15 protein-coding genes are annotated in these 15,383 nt (G+C 60.6%); 2 read left to right on the top strand and 13 right to left on the bottom strand.

Annotated elements, in window-relative coordinates; all coding sequences use genetic code 11:
• Positions 1-81: 81 nt before the first annotated feature.
• The 11 genes from GR198_RS35410 to GR198_RS16040 all read right to left on the bottom strand — a co-directional run bounded on the left by GR198_RS35410 (position 82) and on the right by GR198_RS16040 (position 10,915).
• Entirely contained in the window at positions 82-246 is a 165-nt protein-coding gene (locus GR198_RS35410) for a hypothetical protein (RefSeq protein WP_003543858.1), read from the bottom strand.
• A gap of 128 nt (positions 247-374) precedes the next feature.
• On the bottom strand, positions 375-563 hold the full coding sequence (locus GR198_RS16085; protein ID WP_003543859.1) for a hypothetical protein: 189 nt from the start codon (positions 561-563) through the stop codon (positions 375-377).
• 163 nt (positions 564-726) lie between these two features.
• Positions 727-1,476, bottom strand: a complete 750-nt coding sequence (locus GR198_RS16080; protein WP_164069243.1) for an ABC transporter ATP-binding protein — start codon at positions 1,474-1,476, stop codon at positions 727-729.
• Positions 1,473-2,306 carry an ABC transporter ATP-binding protein gene (locus GR198_RS16075; protein WP_011653992.1) on the bottom strand — a complete coding sequence of 278 codons (834 nt, stop codon included), beginning with the start codon at positions 2,304-2,306 and terminating at the stop codon, positions 1,473-1,475. The genes GR198_RS16080 and GR198_RS16075 overlap by 4 nt, the downstream gene beginning before the upstream one ends.
• The gene (locus tag GR198_RS16070) at positions 2,303-3,238 is read right to left on the bottom strand and encodes an ABC transporter permease (protein ID WP_003543863.1); all 936 of its coding nucleotides are present in this window, start codon (positions 3,236-3,238) and stop codon (positions 2,303-2,305) included. Before GR198_RS16070 ends, GR198_RS16075 begins: the two co-directional genes overlap by 4 nt.
• Positions 3,235-4,302 (bottom strand): ABC transporter permease, encoded by a 1,068-nt coding sequence (locus GR198_RS16065; protein ID WP_164069242.1) that lies wholly within the window; start codon positions 4,300-4,302, stop codon positions 3,235-3,237. The genes GR198_RS16070 and GR198_RS16065 overlap by 4 nt, the downstream gene beginning before the upstream one ends.
• A gap of 18 nt (positions 4,303-4,320) precedes the next feature.
• The gene (locus GR198_RS16060) at positions 4,321-5,964 is read right to left on the bottom strand and encodes an ABC transporter substrate-binding protein (RefSeq protein WP_164069241.1); all 1,644 of its coding nucleotides are present in this window, start codon (positions 5,962-5,964) and stop codon (positions 4,321-4,323) included.
• A gap of 37 nt (positions 5,965-6,001) precedes the next feature.
• A complete protein-coding gene (locus GR198_RS16055) occupies positions 6,002-7,060 on the bottom strand; it encodes a dipeptidase (protein ID WP_164069240.1) in 1,059 nt (352 codons plus the stop codon).
• A gap of 254 nt (positions 7,061-7,314) precedes the next feature.
• Positions 7,315-8,340 carry an ABC transporter permease gene (locus tag GR198_RS16050; RefSeq protein WP_011653996.1) on the bottom strand — a complete coding sequence of 342 codons (1,026 nt, stop codon included), beginning with the start codon at positions 8,338-8,340 and terminating at the stop codon, positions 7,315-7,317.
• Positions 8,341-8,374: 34 nt separating this feature from the next.
• On the bottom strand, positions 8,375-9,916 hold the full coding sequence (locus GR198_RS16045) for a sugar ABC transporter ATP-binding protein (RefSeq protein ID WP_011653997.1): 1,542 nt from the start codon (positions 9,914-9,916) through the stop codon (positions 8,375-8,377).
• A 69-nt stretch (positions 9,917-9,985) separates the two neighbouring features.
• On the bottom strand, positions 9,986-10,915 hold the full coding sequence (locus tag GR198_RS16040) for a sugar ABC transporter substrate-binding protein (RefSeq protein ID WP_029874671.1): 930 nt from the start codon (positions 10,913-10,915) through the stop codon (positions 9,986-9,988).
• A 375-nt stretch (positions 10,916-11,290) separates the two neighbouring features.
• Between GR198_RS16040 and GR198_RS16035 the strand changes: the two genes are divergently transcribed.
• Positions 11,291-11,788, top strand: a complete 498-nt coding sequence (locus GR198_RS16035) for a DUF1993 domain-containing protein (RefSeq protein ID WP_164049096.1) — start codon at positions 11,291-11,293, stop codon at positions 11,786-11,788.
• A 15-nt stretch (positions 11,789-11,803) separates the two neighbouring features.
• Here the strand turns inward: GR198_RS16035 and GR198_RS16030 are convergent, their stop codons facing one another.
• Positions 11,804-13,363, bottom strand: a complete 1,560-nt coding sequence (locus tag GR198_RS16030; protein ID WP_029874669.1) for an alkaline phosphatase family protein — start codon at positions 13,361-13,363, stop codon at positions 11,804-11,806.
• On the bottom strand, positions 13,341-14,324 hold the full coding sequence (gene galE / locus GR198_RS16025) for a UDP-glucose 4-epimerase GalE (protein ID WP_029874668.1): 984 nt from the start codon (positions 14,322-14,324) through the stop codon (positions 13,341-13,343). Before galE ends, GR198_RS16030 begins: the two co-directional genes overlap by 23 nt.
• 266 nt (positions 14,325-14,590) lie before the next feature.
• Between galE and GR198_RS16020 the strand changes: the two genes are divergently transcribed.
• Positions 14,591-15,235 (top strand): ThuA domain-containing protein, encoded by a 645-nt coding sequence (locus tag GR198_RS16020; RefSeq protein WP_029874667.1) that lies wholly within the window; start codon positions 14,591-14,593, stop codon positions 15,233-15,235.
• Positions 15,236-15,383: the final 148 nt, after the last annotated feature.

The raw sequence follows: 15,383 nt of genomic DNA, 5'->3' as shown, positions 1-15,383 counted from the left end.
AGACAAATTAAATGTTCCGGAATTCGATAAAGGCGGAAACCGCCGCAGCGCCGGCATCTGCCGACGCTTGATCACGCCGGATTACCCGACGACGCCGCAAACCATGGCGACGACGAACAGAAATGCCGCGGTGAAGATCGCGCCATGAAGCATCGTCTGAAGCCTGTGGCGCGTGGTGAGCGGCTTCTTGGTCGGTACGGAACCATATTGGTTCACGTGAGCATGCGAAATACCCAGATCTGCCATATGTCGCCTCCGTTGTTTCTCGTGCGGCCGGTTGTGCGGCTCGCGCTTATATTCTTATTTTCTCTATCAAGTAGGTAGAGATAAATTTCCGTCCAGAGCGAGCGGAAGAGAAAATTCAACCAGCCCTTTTAGCAGAGCGTGCGCCATGCCCAGATCAACGAGCGCTCGACGGCGTTCTCGGTCTGCGACGGGTTGGAGGAAGTCTCGATCAGCCGACGGTCCTTTTCCGCAGGAATGGATGCCGAAATCTGTTCCCGGCGATCGGCTTTAACAGGAGGATCGAGGTAACCCATGGTCATCCCACCGAGAAAGAACATGCAATCAACCTCCATCGATCACGAAAGCTAACAAACGTTAACGGGATCATGACAGAAGCAAGGCAGCTGTCAATAGTCTAGTCGAATGGTCGTCTTTTAGGGAAGCATTATCCTTAACGCCGCCGCCGGTCTTTTCCTTTCAATGGTTTGAAAAGATTGGCTTTCAGGCTTTGACAAAACCCTTGCTCGCGATCATCAAATTTCTCGTATAGTCCTCGTGAACCGCGCCTTGCGCCAGTTCCTGCGAGCTCAGCCGCTCGACGACGGCGCCGTTGCGCATCACGGCGAGCCTTTCACACATATGGGTGACGACCCCGAGATCATGGCTGACCATCACGAAGGTGAGCTTGCGGTCGCGTCGGATCTCTTCCAGCAGGTTCAGCACTTCGGCCTGCACCGAGGCGTCGAGCGCCGATGTCGGCTCGTCAAGCAGCAGGATCGACGGTTCCACGATCAGCGCCCGGGCGATCGCGACGCGCTGGCGCTGGCCGCCGGAGAGCTGGTGCGGGTAGCGGAAACGGAAACCATTGCCGAGGCCGACCTCGTCAAGCGCGCGGGCGATCCGCTTCTCGCTGTCGGCGATGCCGTGGATCGCAAGTGGTTCGAGCAGAAGCCGGTCGATCGTCTGACGCGGATGCAGCGAACCATAAGGATCCTGGAAGACCATTTGCACGCGCCGATAGAAGACTTTGCTGCGTTTCGAACCCTTCAGCGGCTCGCCATCGATGTTGATCGCGCCGCCGCTGACCGGCGCAAGTCCGGCAACGGCCCGCAGCAAGGTCGATTTTCCCGACCCGGACTCCCCGACGAGACCAAAGGATTCGCCGCGTTCGACAGTGATGCTGACATTCTTCAAGGCATGAAAATGGTCGTAAACGACACTGAGATCGTCGACTTCGAGAGCTGCGCTCATGCCGCCCACTCCGGCTTGCGGTCGAGCACCGGCAGCGGATGACGGTTCGCGCCGATCTCGGGCATGCAGTTCAGCAGCCCCTGCGTATAGGGATGCTGTGCATGTTTGAGATCGGCTGCCGCCAGCTCCTCGACGATCTTTCCGGCATACATGACGATGACGCGATCGCAGAAGGAAGAGACCAGCCTCAGATCGTGGGAGACGAAGATCAGCCCCATGCCGCGCTCGGACACCAGTCTGTCCATGATCCTCAGCACGTCAAGCTGCACCGTCACGTCGAGCGCCGAGGTCGGCTCGTCGGCAATCAGCAGTTCCGGTCCGGCAATCAGCATCATGGCGATCATCGCGCGCTGCCCCATGCCGCCCGAGACCTCGTGCGGATGCAGATCGAAGACGCGTTTCGGGTCGCGGATCTGCACCGCTTCCAGCATGGCGAGCGCGCGCTCGCGCGCCTCCGCCTTGCCGACCCTCTCATGCGTGCGCAGCGTTTCGCAGATCTGCCGGCCGATCGACATGACGGGATCGAGCGAATATTTCGGATCCTGCAGGATCATGGCGATGCGCTTGCCGCGCAGCCTGCGCCTTTCGCCGGCAGACGCATTGATGAGATCGATGCCGTTGAAATTAAGCCTGTCGGCCGTGACGATGCCGTGTTTCGGCGTCAGGCCCATGATTGCCCGTCCGGTCTGCGACTTGCCGGAACCGGATTCGCCGACGATCCCAAGCCTTTCCTTGCCGAGCGTGAAGGAGACGCCGCGCACGGCCTCGATCACGCCGGTGCGCGTGGGGTAGCTGACCTTGAGCTTGTCCACCGTCAGAAGTGTCGTCATTGGCCACTCTCCTTCGGATCGAGCGCGTCGCGCAGGCCGTCGCCGAGGAGATTGAAGCCGAGGCTGACGATGAGGATGGCGATGCCGGGCATCGCCGCGACCCACCATTGATCGAGGATGAAGCGCCGTCCCGAGGCGATCATCGCACCCCATTCCGGCAGCGGCGGCTGTGCCCCCAGGCCGAGGAAGCCGAGACCGGCCGCCGTCAGGATGATGCCCGCCATGTCGAGCGTCACGCGCACGATCAGCGAGGAAATACAGAGCGGCATGACATGGCGCACGATAATGCGAAGCGGCGAGGCGCCCATCAGCTTCACCGCCGAAATATAGTCGGAACGCCGGACCGTCAGCGTCTCGGCGCGCGCAATGCGGGCATAGGGCGGCCAGGAAGTGATGGCAATCGCGATGATCGCGTTCTGGATGCCGGGACCGAGGGCTGCGACGAAGGCGAGCGCCAGCACCAGCTTCGGAAAGGCGAGAAAGATATCGGTGATGCGCATCAGCGTCGCATCCACCCAGCCTCCGGCATAACCGGAGACCGTGCCGACAATCAGCCCGACCGGCGCCGAGATGACGGCGACGAGCACGACGACGAGCAGCGTCAATCGCGATCCGTAGATCAGCCGCGAATAGATATCACGGCCCTGGTCGTCCGAACCGAGCCAGAATTCCCCCGTGCCGGGCGGCAGCAGCCGAGCATTGCGCAGATCGCCGACAACGGGATTATGCGTGGCGAGCACATCGGCAAAGGCGGCGATGAAAAGCAGCGCCACGATGATCAGCAGGCCGACGACGGCGAGCCTGTTGGCCGTAAACTGCCGCCATGTGACATAGGTGCGGCCGAGGCGGGCCTGCAGGCGCGATTGCGGCCGGTCGGAGAGCAGCCATTCGCGGCGGCTCATCGGCTGGGATGGGTTGGCGGGAACCGTCATCGGTTTCGCGTCCTCGGGTCGAGCGTCCGGTAAAGAAGATCGGACAGAAGGTTGATGCCGATGAAGACCGTACCGATGACGATCGTGCCGCCGAGTACGGCGTTCATGTCGGCGTTCTGCAGCGAATTGGTAATGTAGAGCCCGATGCCCGGCCAGGAAAAGACGGTCTCGGTCAGCACCGATCCTTCGAGCAGGCCGGCATAGGAAAGCGCAATGACGGTGACCAACGGCACGGCGGCATTGCGCAGCGCGTGGCCCCATATCACCCGCGTTTCCGAAAGCCCCTTGGCCCGCGCGGCAACGATATATTCCTGGGAAAGCTCGTTCAGCATGAAGCTGCGCGTCATGCGGCTGATATAGGCGAGCGAGAAATAGCCGAGCAGCGAGGCGGGCAGGATGATGTGGCGGAAGACATCATAGAAGACGTCCCATTGCCCCTGCCAGGCGCTGTCGAGCAGGTAGAGGCCGGTGATCGGCGTGAACGTATATTCGAAGACGATGTCGATTCGGCCGGGAAAGGCCACCCAGCGCAGCCGCGCATAGAAGATGACCAGCGAGATCAGTGCCAGCCAGAAGATCGGCACCGAATAACCGACGAGACCGACGACGCGCACCACCTGGTCGGCGATGCTGCCGCGGCGCACCGCTGCGAGAACGCCGAGCGGTACGCCGACGAAGGCGCCGATCAGCGTTCCCAACGTTGCGAGCTCGATTGTCGCCGGCAGGACACGGCGGATATCGACCATGACAGGATTGGTCGTCAGCACCGAATTGCCGAAATCGCCGGACAGTATGCCTTTGATATAAAGGAAAAATTGCTGATAGAGCGGCAGATTGAAGCCCATTTCCTGGCGTACGCGCTCGACGACATGGTTGGGCGCGCGGTCGCCAAGAATGGCGAGCACGGGATCGATCGGCACGACGCGGCCGATGAAGAAGGTGACGGCCAGCAGGCCGAGATAGGTGGTGACGGCGGCAAACAAAAACCGCCCTAACGCCTTTGCAAAGGCCCTAGCACGGCCCTTTCGGGGCCGCGCCTCCTGCGTTGTGTCGACGGTGCTCAAGCGACCAATCCTGCCGGACTATTCCTTGGCGATCGGACCGACGAAATTGGTGTCAAAGCTCGGACCCAGCTTGAAGTCCTTCACGCTCTTGCGGTAGCCAGCCACCTCGGTCTGCTGGAAGATGAAGACGAAGGGGCTGTTTGCCAGATACTTCTTCTGGATGTCCTGATAAATGGCGGCGCGCTTGGCGGCGTCGCGTTCCAGAAGGGCTGCCTTGGCTTGCTTGTCGAGTTCCGGCGCTTCCCAGGTGTTGCGCCATGCGAGCGTCTTCACCGTGCCGGCATCGGAATTGTCAGGATTGCCGGTAAAGGTGTCGGCATTGGAATTCGGGTCGAAATAGTCCGAACCCCACTGGCCGATATACATGTCGTGCGTACGCGCGCGGTACTTGGTCAGCGTCTGCTTGCCGTCGCCGGGGATGATTTCCATCTTCACCCCGGCCTGCGCCAGCGTCTGCTGCATCGATTCGGCGATACCGGTCACCGGCTGGCTGTTGCGTACGTCCATGGTGATCGAGAAACCGTCGGGGACGCCGGCCTTGGCCAGCAGTTCCTTGGCCTTGGCGACATCGAGCTTGTAGGGATTCTCATCGAGTGCGCCGAGCTGACCCTTTGGCAGGAAGGTCTGATGGATCTCGCCGATACCCTTGATCAGCGTTGCGCTGATCGCATCGTAATCGACCAGATATTTGAAGGCTTCCTGGACTTCCGGCTTCTTCAGGTTCTCGTTCTTGTTGTTCAGGCTGACATAATAGATCGTGCCCTTCGGCGCACTCGTTGTCGCGAGATCTGCATTCTTCGAAACCGCGTCGATATCGCCGGGCTCGAGATTGCGCGCGATATCGATATCACCGGCTTCGAGCGCCAGGCGTTGGGCAGCACTTTCCTTCATGTAGCGGTAGATAACGCGGTTGAGCTTTGCCTTGTCGCCATAATAATTGTCGTTGCGCTCCAGCACGACGACTTCGTTGGCGCGCCATTCGCGCATCTTATAGGGGCCGGAGCCGGCATAGCCGGTCTTCAGCCATTCATTGCCGAAGTCGTTGTCGTATTTGTGGTCGGCATCGGGCGTCACCGCCTTCACATGCTCCAGCACCAGCTTCTGGTCGACGACGGAAGCGACCGTTGCCGTCAGGCAATTGAGCACGAAACTCGGCGCATAGGCCTTGTCAACCGTGAAGACGAAGGTGCCGGCATCGGCCGCCTTGGCCTTTTCCGTGACGTTGTCGCCGGTCAGGCCGAATTGGGTGAGGATAAAGGCCGGGCTCTTGTCGAGCTTGACGGCACGCTCGAACGACCAGGCGACGTCTTCGGCGGTGATTGGGTTGCCGGAGGCGAATTTCAGGCCTGACTTCAGCTTGAACGTATAGGTAAGGCCGTCATCGGATACACTCCAGCTCTCGGCCAGATCGCCCTTCACCTTGGACGTGTCGTCCATGTCGAGACGGACGAGCAGGCTGTAGCTGTTGGTAGTGATTTCGGCCGTCGAAAGCTCGAAAGCCTCGCCCGGATCCATCGTGATGATGTCGTCGATGGCGAAGCCCTCGACCAGCGTGTCCTTCGGCGTCTCGGCAAAGGCCGAGGGTGCGGCCATCATCAGCAGTGAAAGCGCAGCTCCCGCGGAAAGCATGCGGAAATTGCGGTTGAGCTTGGTCATCATCATGGTCTGTTCCCCTGTTTTTTGATTGGATATGAAAGGCTTAGGCGTGGTCCTCCCGCCAAGCCTGAGCCAGAATGCGAAGCCAGTTTTCACGGGCGAGTTTTGCCAGGTCGGCATCAGCATAGCCAACCTCTCTGAGAGCGGCAATCAGCTTCTGATTGCCGGCTGCATCACCGATTTCCTCGGGAATGGTGGCTCCGTCAAAGTCCGATCCGAGCGCCACGCAGTCGATGCCGATGCGGTTCACAAGATAGTCGATGTGGCGGATCATGTCGGCAAGCGGCGTATCACTGTCCGAGCGGCCGTCGGCACGCAGCATGGCGGTGGCATAATTGATGCCGACGAGCCCGCGGCTTTCGCGGATCGCATCGAGCTGCCTGTCCGTCAGGTTGCGCGCGACCGGCGTCAGGGCGTGGGCATTGGAATGGCTGGCGACCAGCGGCTGGTCCGTCTTCTTCGCCACGTCCCAGAAACCCTTCTCGGTGATATGGGCAAGGTCGATCAGGATACCGAGACGATTGCATTCCCTGACCAGCGCGAAGCCGGCATCGGTGAGGCCCGGCGCCGTATCCGGCGACATTGGGAAGGCGAAGGGCACGCCGTGACCGAAGACATTGTGCCGGCTCCAGACCGGCCCGAGCGACCGCAGCCCTGCCGCGTAGAATACCTCGAGCGCCGAGAGATCGGCGCCGATCGCCTCGCAGCCCTCCATATGCATGACGGCGGCGAAAATGCCGTCCGCCATAGCGCCGCGGATATCCTTCACCGTCCGGCAGAGCCGCCAGGCGCCGGCCTGGTCGAGCCGCAGCGCGATCGCCGCCATTTCATTGGCGATGGCAAGGGAAGGCAGCGGATCGAGAGGGGCCGCCATCGGCGTCACATAGCGGCCATCGGCATCCGGATCGGCGAAGACGAGATCGCCCGAAGGAATATAGATGGCGCAGAGACCGCCTGAAAGACCGCCCTCTCTCGCCCGATGCGCATCGATATGGCCGACCGTCGTGCCGTCTGCGAATTCCGCGATCGGGTCGCTGCCGTCTTTTGAATGTGTCCAGAGTCGAAGGAGAACGTCGTTGTGACCGTCAAATACGAATTGCATCTGTCTTCCTGCGCTGCCCTACTGCATAATTCCTTAAATCGGAATCGATTTAAGAATAAAATTATGCAGCATTCAAAGTGCTACAGCGTCCTTTGCGCGTCTTTTCAGACGCGCGGCGCTGTAGAGGGCGAATGAAGCGGCAGAATAGAAAAGCTGACGGAATTCGCCACTTCTTTTTTTAGAAATCCGTCGGCGCCGAAAATGAAACGGGGGCCGAAGCCCCCGCAAAAACCATCGGATCATACCGCCAGAGATCAGTGCTTGCGGCGTTTCTTCTGTCTGTAGACGTCGATGACGACAGCCGCGACGATGATGAGGCCCTTGACGATCTCCTGGTAGTAGGCGTCGATCCTGAGGAACGTGAAGCCGGAGGTCATGACGCCGAGGATGATGGTGCCGATGACGGTGCCGGTGATGCGCCCGACACCGCCGGTGAGCGAGGTGCCGCCGATGACGGTCGCAGCGATCGCGTCGAGTTCATATCCGACGCCCATGCTGGCCTGTGCGGTTTCAGCACGGGCCGCCGTGACGATACCGGCAAGGCCGGCGAGCAGTCCGGCAATCACATAGACCTTGACGAGATGCGCCTCGATGTTGATGCCGGAAACACGCGCGGCCTGCGGGTTCGCGCCGATGGCATAGGTGAACTTTCCATAACGCGTATAGCGCAGCGCAATGTGAAAGATCAGTGCAACGACCAGGAAGACGACAACCGGCCAGGCTTTCGTTCCGATGAAATGAAACTGTTCGGTGATCCCGGAAACCGGCTGTCCCTTCGTATACCACTTCGCGACACCTCTGGCCGAAACGAACATGCCAAGCGTGGCAATGAACGGCGGGATCTTCGTGTAGGCGATGAGTGCGCCGTTCGCGAGGCCGGCGGCCGCCCCGATCAGCAGACCAACGACGATCGGCACGAAAGCCGGCAGGTCGGTCAGCGAGGGAAAAACGGCCCGCCCCCAGGTCGAGGACTGGGCGAAGCTCGTTGCGATCATCGCCGTCATGCCGACGACCGAACCCGACGAAAGATCGATGCCGCCGGTAATGATGACCTGGGTGACGCCGACGGCGATGATGCCGATGACGGAGACCTGCAGGATCATGATCGTCAGACGCTGCGAATTCATCAGGAAGCTTTGGCCGATGAACATCCAGCCGAGCACTTCGTAAATGAGCGCGATGCCGACGAGCACGAGGAAAATGCTGAGTTCCGTCGGTATGCGCCGCCGCCTTTGCCGGGTTGCGAGCGGAGCCGCGCCCTCTGCTGCCTTGGTAGTCATGTCAAACCTCCCTTGGGCGATCGCCGTCTACGCATCACTGCGCAGCCAGCTCCATCACCTTGATCTGCGTTGCTTCGTCGCGATTGAGGAAACCGGTCACGCGTCCCTCGTGCATGACCATGATGCGGTCGCTCATCCCGAGAACCTCGGGCATCTCGGACGAGATCATCACCACCGCCACACCGTCTCGCGCCATCTCCGTGACCAACCGGTGGATTTCCGCCTTGGCGCCGACATCGATGCCGCGCGTCGGCTCGTCGAGGATGAGGATGCGCGGATTGGTGAGAAGCCAGCGCCCGATCAGCACCTTCTGTTGATTGCCGCCCGAGAGATTTTCCACCCGCTCATAAAGATTGGGCGTTTTCACGCGCAGCTTTTTTGCCATGTCTTCGCAGGTTGCCTCGACGGCGCCCTGCTGCACGAAGCCGCCCTTGACGTATCTGTCCTGCAGAACGGCGATCTGCATGTTCTCGAGAATATCGAGGATCAGCAGGCAGCCGGTATCTTTCCGGTCTTCGGTGAGGAACGCCATCCGATTGCGGATGGCCTCGGTCGGCGAAGAAATGGCCACCGGTTTGCCGTAGAGTTCGATCGAGCCGGAACTTGCCGGCGTCACCCCAAACAGCGTCTCGGCGACATTCGACCGGCCGGAGCCGACGAGGCCGGCCACGCCGAGGATTTCGCCGGCCCTGACTTCGAAGGAGACGTTCTTGAAGACGCCGTTGAGACACAAATCCTTGACGGAAAGCATGACCTCGCCGATCGGCACCTCTTCCTTGGGAAACATCTGGGTGATCTCGCGCCCGACCATCATGCGGATGATGTCGTCGCGGGTGACGTCGGTCGAGGCATGCGTGCCGATATATCGCCCGTCACGGAAGACGGAGAACTCGTCGGCGATCTCGAAAAGCTCGTTCATCTTGTGGGTGATGTAGACGATGCCGATGCCCTGGGCCTTGAGGTCGCGGATGATACGGAAAAGATGCTCAACCTCGCGCTCCGTCAGCGCCGAAGTCGGCTCGTCCATGATCAACACGTCGGAATTATAGGAAACCGCCTTGGCGATCTCGACCATCTGCCGGTTGGCGACCGACAGGAACCGGACCTCGATATCAGGATCGATTGCGATATTGAGCCGAGTAAACAATTCCTCGGTCATGCGGTGCATCACGCCGTGATCGATGAAACCGAGGCGGTTCTTCGGTTCGCGGCGAATCCAGATATTTTCTGCGACCGTCATGAACGGCATCAGGTTCAGCTCCTGATGGATCATGGCAATGCCGTTCTCCAGTGCGTCGAGCGGAGATTTCAGCTGGATCTCGATCCCTTTCAGGCGAATATCGCCCTTGTCGGGCGTATAGATGCCAGCGAGGATCTTCATCAACGTCGATTTGCCGGCGCCGTTTTCGCCCATCAGCGCATGCACGGAGGCGCGCTTCAGCCGGAACTGCACGTCGTCAAGTGCGACGACACCAGGAAATTCCTTGCGGACACCCTCGGCGCTCAAGAGATATTCCGCATTCGGGACTGCGCCGCTCGCGCGCACGGCGGCCATGGTTGTCGGGCTGACGGCCATATCATCTCCTCCGGATACGGGTAAGCGAAAAGGATGCGGGCAAAGCCCGCATCCTGTGTAGCATTCGCCTCAGTTCTTGGTGACGAAGTCCTTGACGTTAGCAGGCGTGACGAGCTGGAAGGGAATGTAGACCTTCTTTTCGATCTTCTCGCCCTTAGCGAGCTTGAGCGCTGCATCGAGCGAGCCCTTGCCCTGGCCGGCGGCATCCTGGAACACCGTGACGTCGAGATCACCCGCCTGCATGGCGGCAAGCGCGTCCTGCGTGGCGTCGACACCGCCGACGACGACCTTGGTCATATCCTTGCCGGCCGCCTTCAGCGCCTGGATGGCGCCGATCGCCATTTCGTCGTTGTTGGAGATCACGGCGTCGAATTCAATGCCGCTGGAGAGCCAGTTGGTCATCAGGTCGGCGCCCTGGGTGCGGTCCCAGTTGGCGGTCTGCTCTTCGACGATCTCCAGACCCTTGCATTCATCCGTCTTGATGACGTCATGGATGTCCTGCGTCCGCATGCGCGCAGCCTGGTTGGAAAGCTCGCCCATGATGACGACGGCCTTGCCCTTGCCGCCGAGAATACGGCAGATTTCCTTGGTTTCCAGCGTGCCGGATTCCAACTCGTTGGAAGCAACGAAGGCCTGATTGTCCGGCAGCGTGTCGACGTTGACGGGCTCGCGGTTGACATAAACCAGCGGAATGCCGGCATCGGCGGCGAGCTTCGACATTGCCGTGGTCGCATCGGTATCGACGGGGTTGACGATGATTGCATCGACCTTGGAGGCGATGAAATTCTGGATCTGGCTCTGCTGCTTGGAAACGTCGTTTTGTGCGTCTTCGACCTGCAGCGTCACGCCGCTCAGTGTCTTTGCATAATCGGTCATGCCGTTGCGCAGAACGGTCAGGAAATTGTCGTCGAATTTCGCCATCGAGACGCCGACCGTTTCTGCGTGAGCGGCCGTCGACATGACGAGCACCATCGCAGTGCCCAGGATAAACTTTTTCATTTTCACTTCCTCCACAAAGCGGTGCCCGGCTGCACCCTCCTCACGCCGGAGCTCCAGGCATTTGCTCTGAAGCCGCAATTCCCCGCGCCACCTCTCCCGCGGCGCTCCGCAAAACGGAACAAACAAACCGTCAAATCTGTTCTGCGGAATATTCATTCCATTTTCTGGGAACGACGTCAAGTATCTTTAGCGGCGACGAGATATGGAGGAGAGCGCAAAGCCATGCGGGCTTCACGACCGACGCCCGCATTCCCTCTGTTGTGAAAGACGAAACGAGCATCCATCTATGGGAGGGTCGAAGACGGGCTCACGGCCACAGACGCCCTCGACCTCTCGCCGCGACCCAATCATTTGAAGATTTTGGAGACAGGACAAATGTCCATTTCGATGTATCGCCTCACCGTTCCGATGTTCCAGCGCGGCCTCGCCAGCCTGAAAACCTACCTCGACAAGGCAGAAGCCTATGCGAAGGAAAAGAATATCGATCCTGCAATATTGGTCGCCGCTCGCCTGGCGCCCGATATGCTGCCGCTCTCCGGCCAGTATCAGCGCGCCAGCGACACCGGCAAATTTGCGCTCGCCCGCCTGACCGCGACCGACGCCCCGAAATTCGAGGACAACGAAACGACATTCGACGACCTGCGCGAGCGCCTGGCAAAGACCGAAGCCTATCTCGCCGGCTTCTCGGCGGAAGCACTGGAAGGCACGCAAACCCGCCAGATCACCCTGCCGGGAAAGAGCGGTATCGTGCTGCCGGGTGACGAATATATCGCCACCTTCGCCCTGCCGAACTTCTATTTCCATGTCGCGATGGCCCACGCCATCCTGCGTAGCCAGGGTGCTCCGATCGGCAAGCGCGATTATCTCGGTTGAGTGATTGAGTGAATATCAGGGCCGGTGCGTCACCGGCCCTCTTTCCGTCAGCTCGGTATAGGCGAGCGTCTGATCGAGATGGCGTGCTCGGAGCGACAGCAGCTTCTCGGCATAGTCGAGCCGTATCGCCGCATAGGCTGGATCCGCCGCGACATTGTCGAGTTCCATCGGATCGTCGGCAAGATTGAAGAGCAGCGGCGGCAAAGCGGTAAAATGCACATATTTGAACCGCGCGTCGCGGATCACCGCGAGATTGCATTCGTTGGACCGCAGCCGGAAATGCCGCTCGGCCTCGCCATGCGCAATGTCGCGGAAATCGAATTCCCAGAATGCCGCATCCCGCCAGCCTTGTCCGCTCGCACCCCTGACAAACGGCATCAGCGACCGGCCATCGAGCCCGTTCTTCGCTTCGATGCCGAGCCTTTGGCAAAGTGTCGGAAAAATATCCGCAGCGCTGGTGAATTTTTCGACGACCCCACCCGCAGCACTGCTTGCGGGATCGCGGATCACCAGCGGAATATGATAGCTGCCGTCGAAGAAGCCGCCCTTGCCGAGCATCCAGTGATCGCCCGCCATCTCGGCGTGGTCCGAGGTGAAGACAACAAGCGTATCATCCCAGGCGCCCGCATCCTTGAGAGCCTGCCAGATGCGGCCGAGCTGCGCATCGACCTCTGATATCATGCCGTAATAGATCGCCCGGATCGCGGCGAAGTCCTCACCGTTCCAGCCGCTGAGCGGCCCCGTTGCACCGTGGATGAAGTTGCCCTTGTCAGAGCGTGGCATGGCATAGGCGAGATAGGGATGACCGTCCTCTTCCGCTTCGCGGTTTGCCGCGCGTGCAAAAACCGGTCCGTCCCCCGGCGTGAACATGCGGTTGAACGGCTCCGGCACGGAGAATGGCGGATGCGGACGCAAGAAAGAGATATGCGCAAACCACGGCCTGTCCTGTTCGCCCACCCAGCGAATGAACTCGCCGGCCAGGAACGCCGTCTGGGTCTCGTCGCAGGAATAGGCCGGCGCCGCATTTGAAATGTCGCCTGCTTCCGCGCCGACGGGAATATGGATATCGCGGCTGACGGCATCCGCATGGCCACGGGACCTGAGCCAGGAGAGCCATTGCTTCTCATGCTCTGGCAGAAGCTGGCGGGCGGTAAACCCCGGCAGCACGCCTTCATAACTCGTCAGATGCGGATCGCCGGCATCCATCCCGCGCGGATCGGGCGCCGTATCCGTGTAGCCGAACAGCGTCGGGTCGTATCCCGCCCGCCGGGCGGCCAGCGCCAGATTGTCGAAGCGGGCATCGAGCGGCGAACCGTTGCGGCAGACGCGGTGGTTCATCTGATAGAGACCGGTATAGAGCGTGGCCCGCGCCGGCGAGCAGGGTGCCGCGCCGGCATAGTGCCGCCGGAAGAGCGTGCCTTCGCGCGCCAGCGCATCGACACCAGGCGTCTTTACGCAGGCATGACCGACAGCCGACAGGCAATCGCCGCGCCACTGGTCCGCCGTGATCAGCAGGATATTCGGCCGGCGAGCTTTCTTGATGCTGGTTGGCTCAATGCTGGTTGGATTTTGCATGCCAGTCCCAGGCGGAGCGGATGATCTCGGACAGATCATATTGCGGCACCCAGCCGAGCACGTCGCGCGCCTTGTCGTTGTTGGCGACCAGTGTATGCGAATCGCCTTCGCGACGGCCGATATATTCGACCGGGAAAGGCCGGTTCGAAACGTCCTCGATCGCGCCGAGCAATTCCTTGACTGTCGTGCCGGTGCCGGTGCCGAGATTGAGCGCGACGGAATCGCCGCCCTTCAACAGATATTCGACGGCGCGCACATGCGCATCGGCAAGATCGAGCACATGGATATAGTCGCGCACACAAGTGCCGTCACGGGTCTCATAATCGCTGCCGAACACCTTGAAACCCTGACGGCGGCCGAGTGCCGCGTCGATCGCCAGCGGTATCGCATGCGTTTCCGGCTGGTGCCATTCGCCGATCCGGCCCTCGAAATCGGCGCCGGCCGCATTGAAATAGCGCAGCACCACCGAGCGCAGGCTCCTGTACTGGTCGTAATCGGCAAGCGCCTGTTCGACGATATATTTCGTCCGTCCGTAGGGATTGATCGGCACCTGCCGGTGCGTCTCGTCGAGCGGCACGCTCTGCGGCAGGCCGTAGGTCGCGCAGGTGGAGGAGAAGACGAAGGCGTTGATGCCGGCCGCCTGTGCCGCCGAAAGCAGCGTCAATGTACCGATCACATTGTTCTCGTAGAAGGAAACCGGGTCCTTGACCGATTCGCCGACCTCGATCAGCGCCGCGAAATGCAGGATCGCCGCCGGCTTGTGTTTGGCCAGCACTTCATCCAGCCGGGCGCGATCGCGAATATCGCCTTCCTCGGCCGGCCCCCATCTGACGAACTCGCGATGGCCGTTCGAAAAATTGTCGAAGACGACAGGCGTATAGCCCTTGTTCGCCAGGTCGAGGCACGTATGCGAGCCGATATAGCCGGCGCCGCCGACAACAAGAACCGTTTCACCTGCCATGCACCACCCTTTTTTTTATTGAGAGATGGGAGAAACCTAGACGAGATACACGTCAATAAAAAGAAGGAACTGCGATCGACGTCAACGGGCAATACGTCAAATGCCGAAGCCACGCTCGACCGGTGCGATCCGCCGCCTGCGCAATTTGTGCCGGATCAGGAAGAAGCATTAATTATTCGCGTGATTTGCATAGCCGCCCAATCTAAGGGGCTTGCACCACCATATGATGATCAACGGTCTGCAGCCATCAGGCAGGGAGAGCGCGAATGAGGAAGGCATTGGTCGTTTGGGGCGGCTGGCAAGGCCATGAGCCGGAGCAATGTGCCGATATCGTCGCCGATCTCTTGCGCGAGGATGATTTCACGGTCGAGGTGACCGGCGATCTCGGCGTGTTCGGATCTCCGACGCTGGCGAAAGCCGATCTGCTGGTGCCGATCATTACCGGCGAAAAGCTTGAGAAGGAGCATGCCGCTGGCCTCGTCGAAGCCGTGCGCGGCGGGCTCGGACTTGCCGGCCATCACGGCGCGCTCGCCACGTCCTTCAAGGAAAGCGCGCCTTTCCGCTATATCTCCGGCGTCACCTGGGTCGCCCATCCCGGCAACATCATCGACTTTCGCGTTGCCGTCACCCGCCAGGACGATCCGGTCATGGAGGGCATTCCCGATTTCGACTATCGTTCGGAGCAATATTATCTCCATTACGATCCGACCGTCGAAATCCTCGCGACCACCACCTTCACCGGCGCCTACGATCCGGCGGCCCGCAATGTGGTGATGCCCGTCGTCTTCAAGCGCCATTTCGGCGCCGGCCGCATCTTCTATTCCGCCCTCGGCCATGTCGCTGCCGAATTCGACCATCCCTATATGCCGCTCATCCTGCGGCGGGGCCTGAACTGGGCCGCACGCCAGTAACGTCTGAACGAGCCGCACGCCGCGGATGAGGATCGGCAACGATATCCGGGCGATGTCGGCGGCTAAAGAACGCGCATTTCAGGCTGGAGGGCAGCCTCGCCTGATCGGCCTGCATGGGGCGACCGCTTGCCGATCCTCCGCCCGCGCC

The organism is Rhizobium leguminosarum, from assembly GCF_010668065.1.
GTDB classification, from domain to species: domain Bacteria; phylum Pseudomonadota; class Alphaproteobacteria; order Rhizobiales; family Rhizobiaceae; genus Rhizobium; species Rhizobium leguminosarum_S.
This window is presented reverse-complemented; position numbering and strand designations above follow the sequence as displayed.

Bases quoted from the DNA above. Each gene is read 5' to 3' on its own strand.
- GR198_RS16055 (WP_164069240.1), bottom strand. From the start codon at position 7,060: ATGCAATTCGTATTTGACGGTCACAACGACGTTCTCCTTCGACTCTGG.
- GR198_RS16075 (WP_011653992.1), bottom strand. From the start codon at position 2,306: ATGACGACACTTCTGACGGTGGACAAGCTCAAGGTCAGCTACCCCACG.
- GR198_RS16045 (WP_011653997.1), bottom strand. From the start codon at position 9,916: ATGGCCGTCAGCCCGACAACCATGGCCGCCGTGCGCGCGAGCGGCGCA.
- GR198_RS16085 (WP_003543859.1), bottom strand. From the start codon at position 563: ATGTTCTTTCTCGGTGGGATGACCATGGGTTACCTCGATCCTCCTGTT.
- GR198_RS35410 (WP_003543858.1), bottom strand. From the start codon at position 246: ATGGCAGATCTGGGTATTTCGCATGCTCACGTGAACCAATATGGTTCC.
- GR198_RS16035 (WP_164049096.1), top strand. From the start codon at position 11,291: ATGTCCATTTCGATGTATCGCCTCACCGTTCCGATGTTCCAGCGCGGC.
- GR198_RS16050 (WP_011653996.1), bottom strand. From the start codon at position 8,340: ATGACTACCAAGGCAGCAGAGGGCGCGGCTCCGCTCGCAACCCGGCAA.
- galE (WP_029874668.1), bottom strand. From the start codon at position 14,324: ATGGCAGGTGAAACGGTTCTTGTTGTCGGCGGCGCCGGCTATATCGGC.
- GR198_RS16070 (WP_003543863.1), bottom strand. From the start codon at position 3,238: ATGACGGTTCCCGCCAACCCATCCCAGCCGATGAGCCGCCGCGAATGG.
- GR198_RS16080 (WP_164069243.1), bottom strand. From the start codon at position 1,476: ATGAGCGCAGCTCTCGAAGTCGACGATCTCAGTGTCGTTTACGACCAT.
- GR198_RS16030 (WP_029874669.1), bottom strand. From the start codon at position 13,363: ATGCAAAATCCAACCAGCATTGAGCCAACCAGCATCAAGAAAGCTCGC.
- GR198_RS16040 (WP_029874671.1), bottom strand. From the start codon at position 10,915: ATGAAAAAGTTTATCCTGGGCACTGCGATGGTGCTCGTCATGTCGACG.
- GR198_RS16060 (WP_164069241.1), bottom strand. From the start codon at position 5,964: ATGATGATGACCAAGCTCAACCGCAATTTCCGCATGCTTTCCGCGGGA.
- GR198_RS16020 (WP_029874667.1), top strand. From the start codon at position 14,591: ATGAGGAAGGCATTGGTCGTTTGGGGCGGCTGGCAAGGCCATGAGCCG.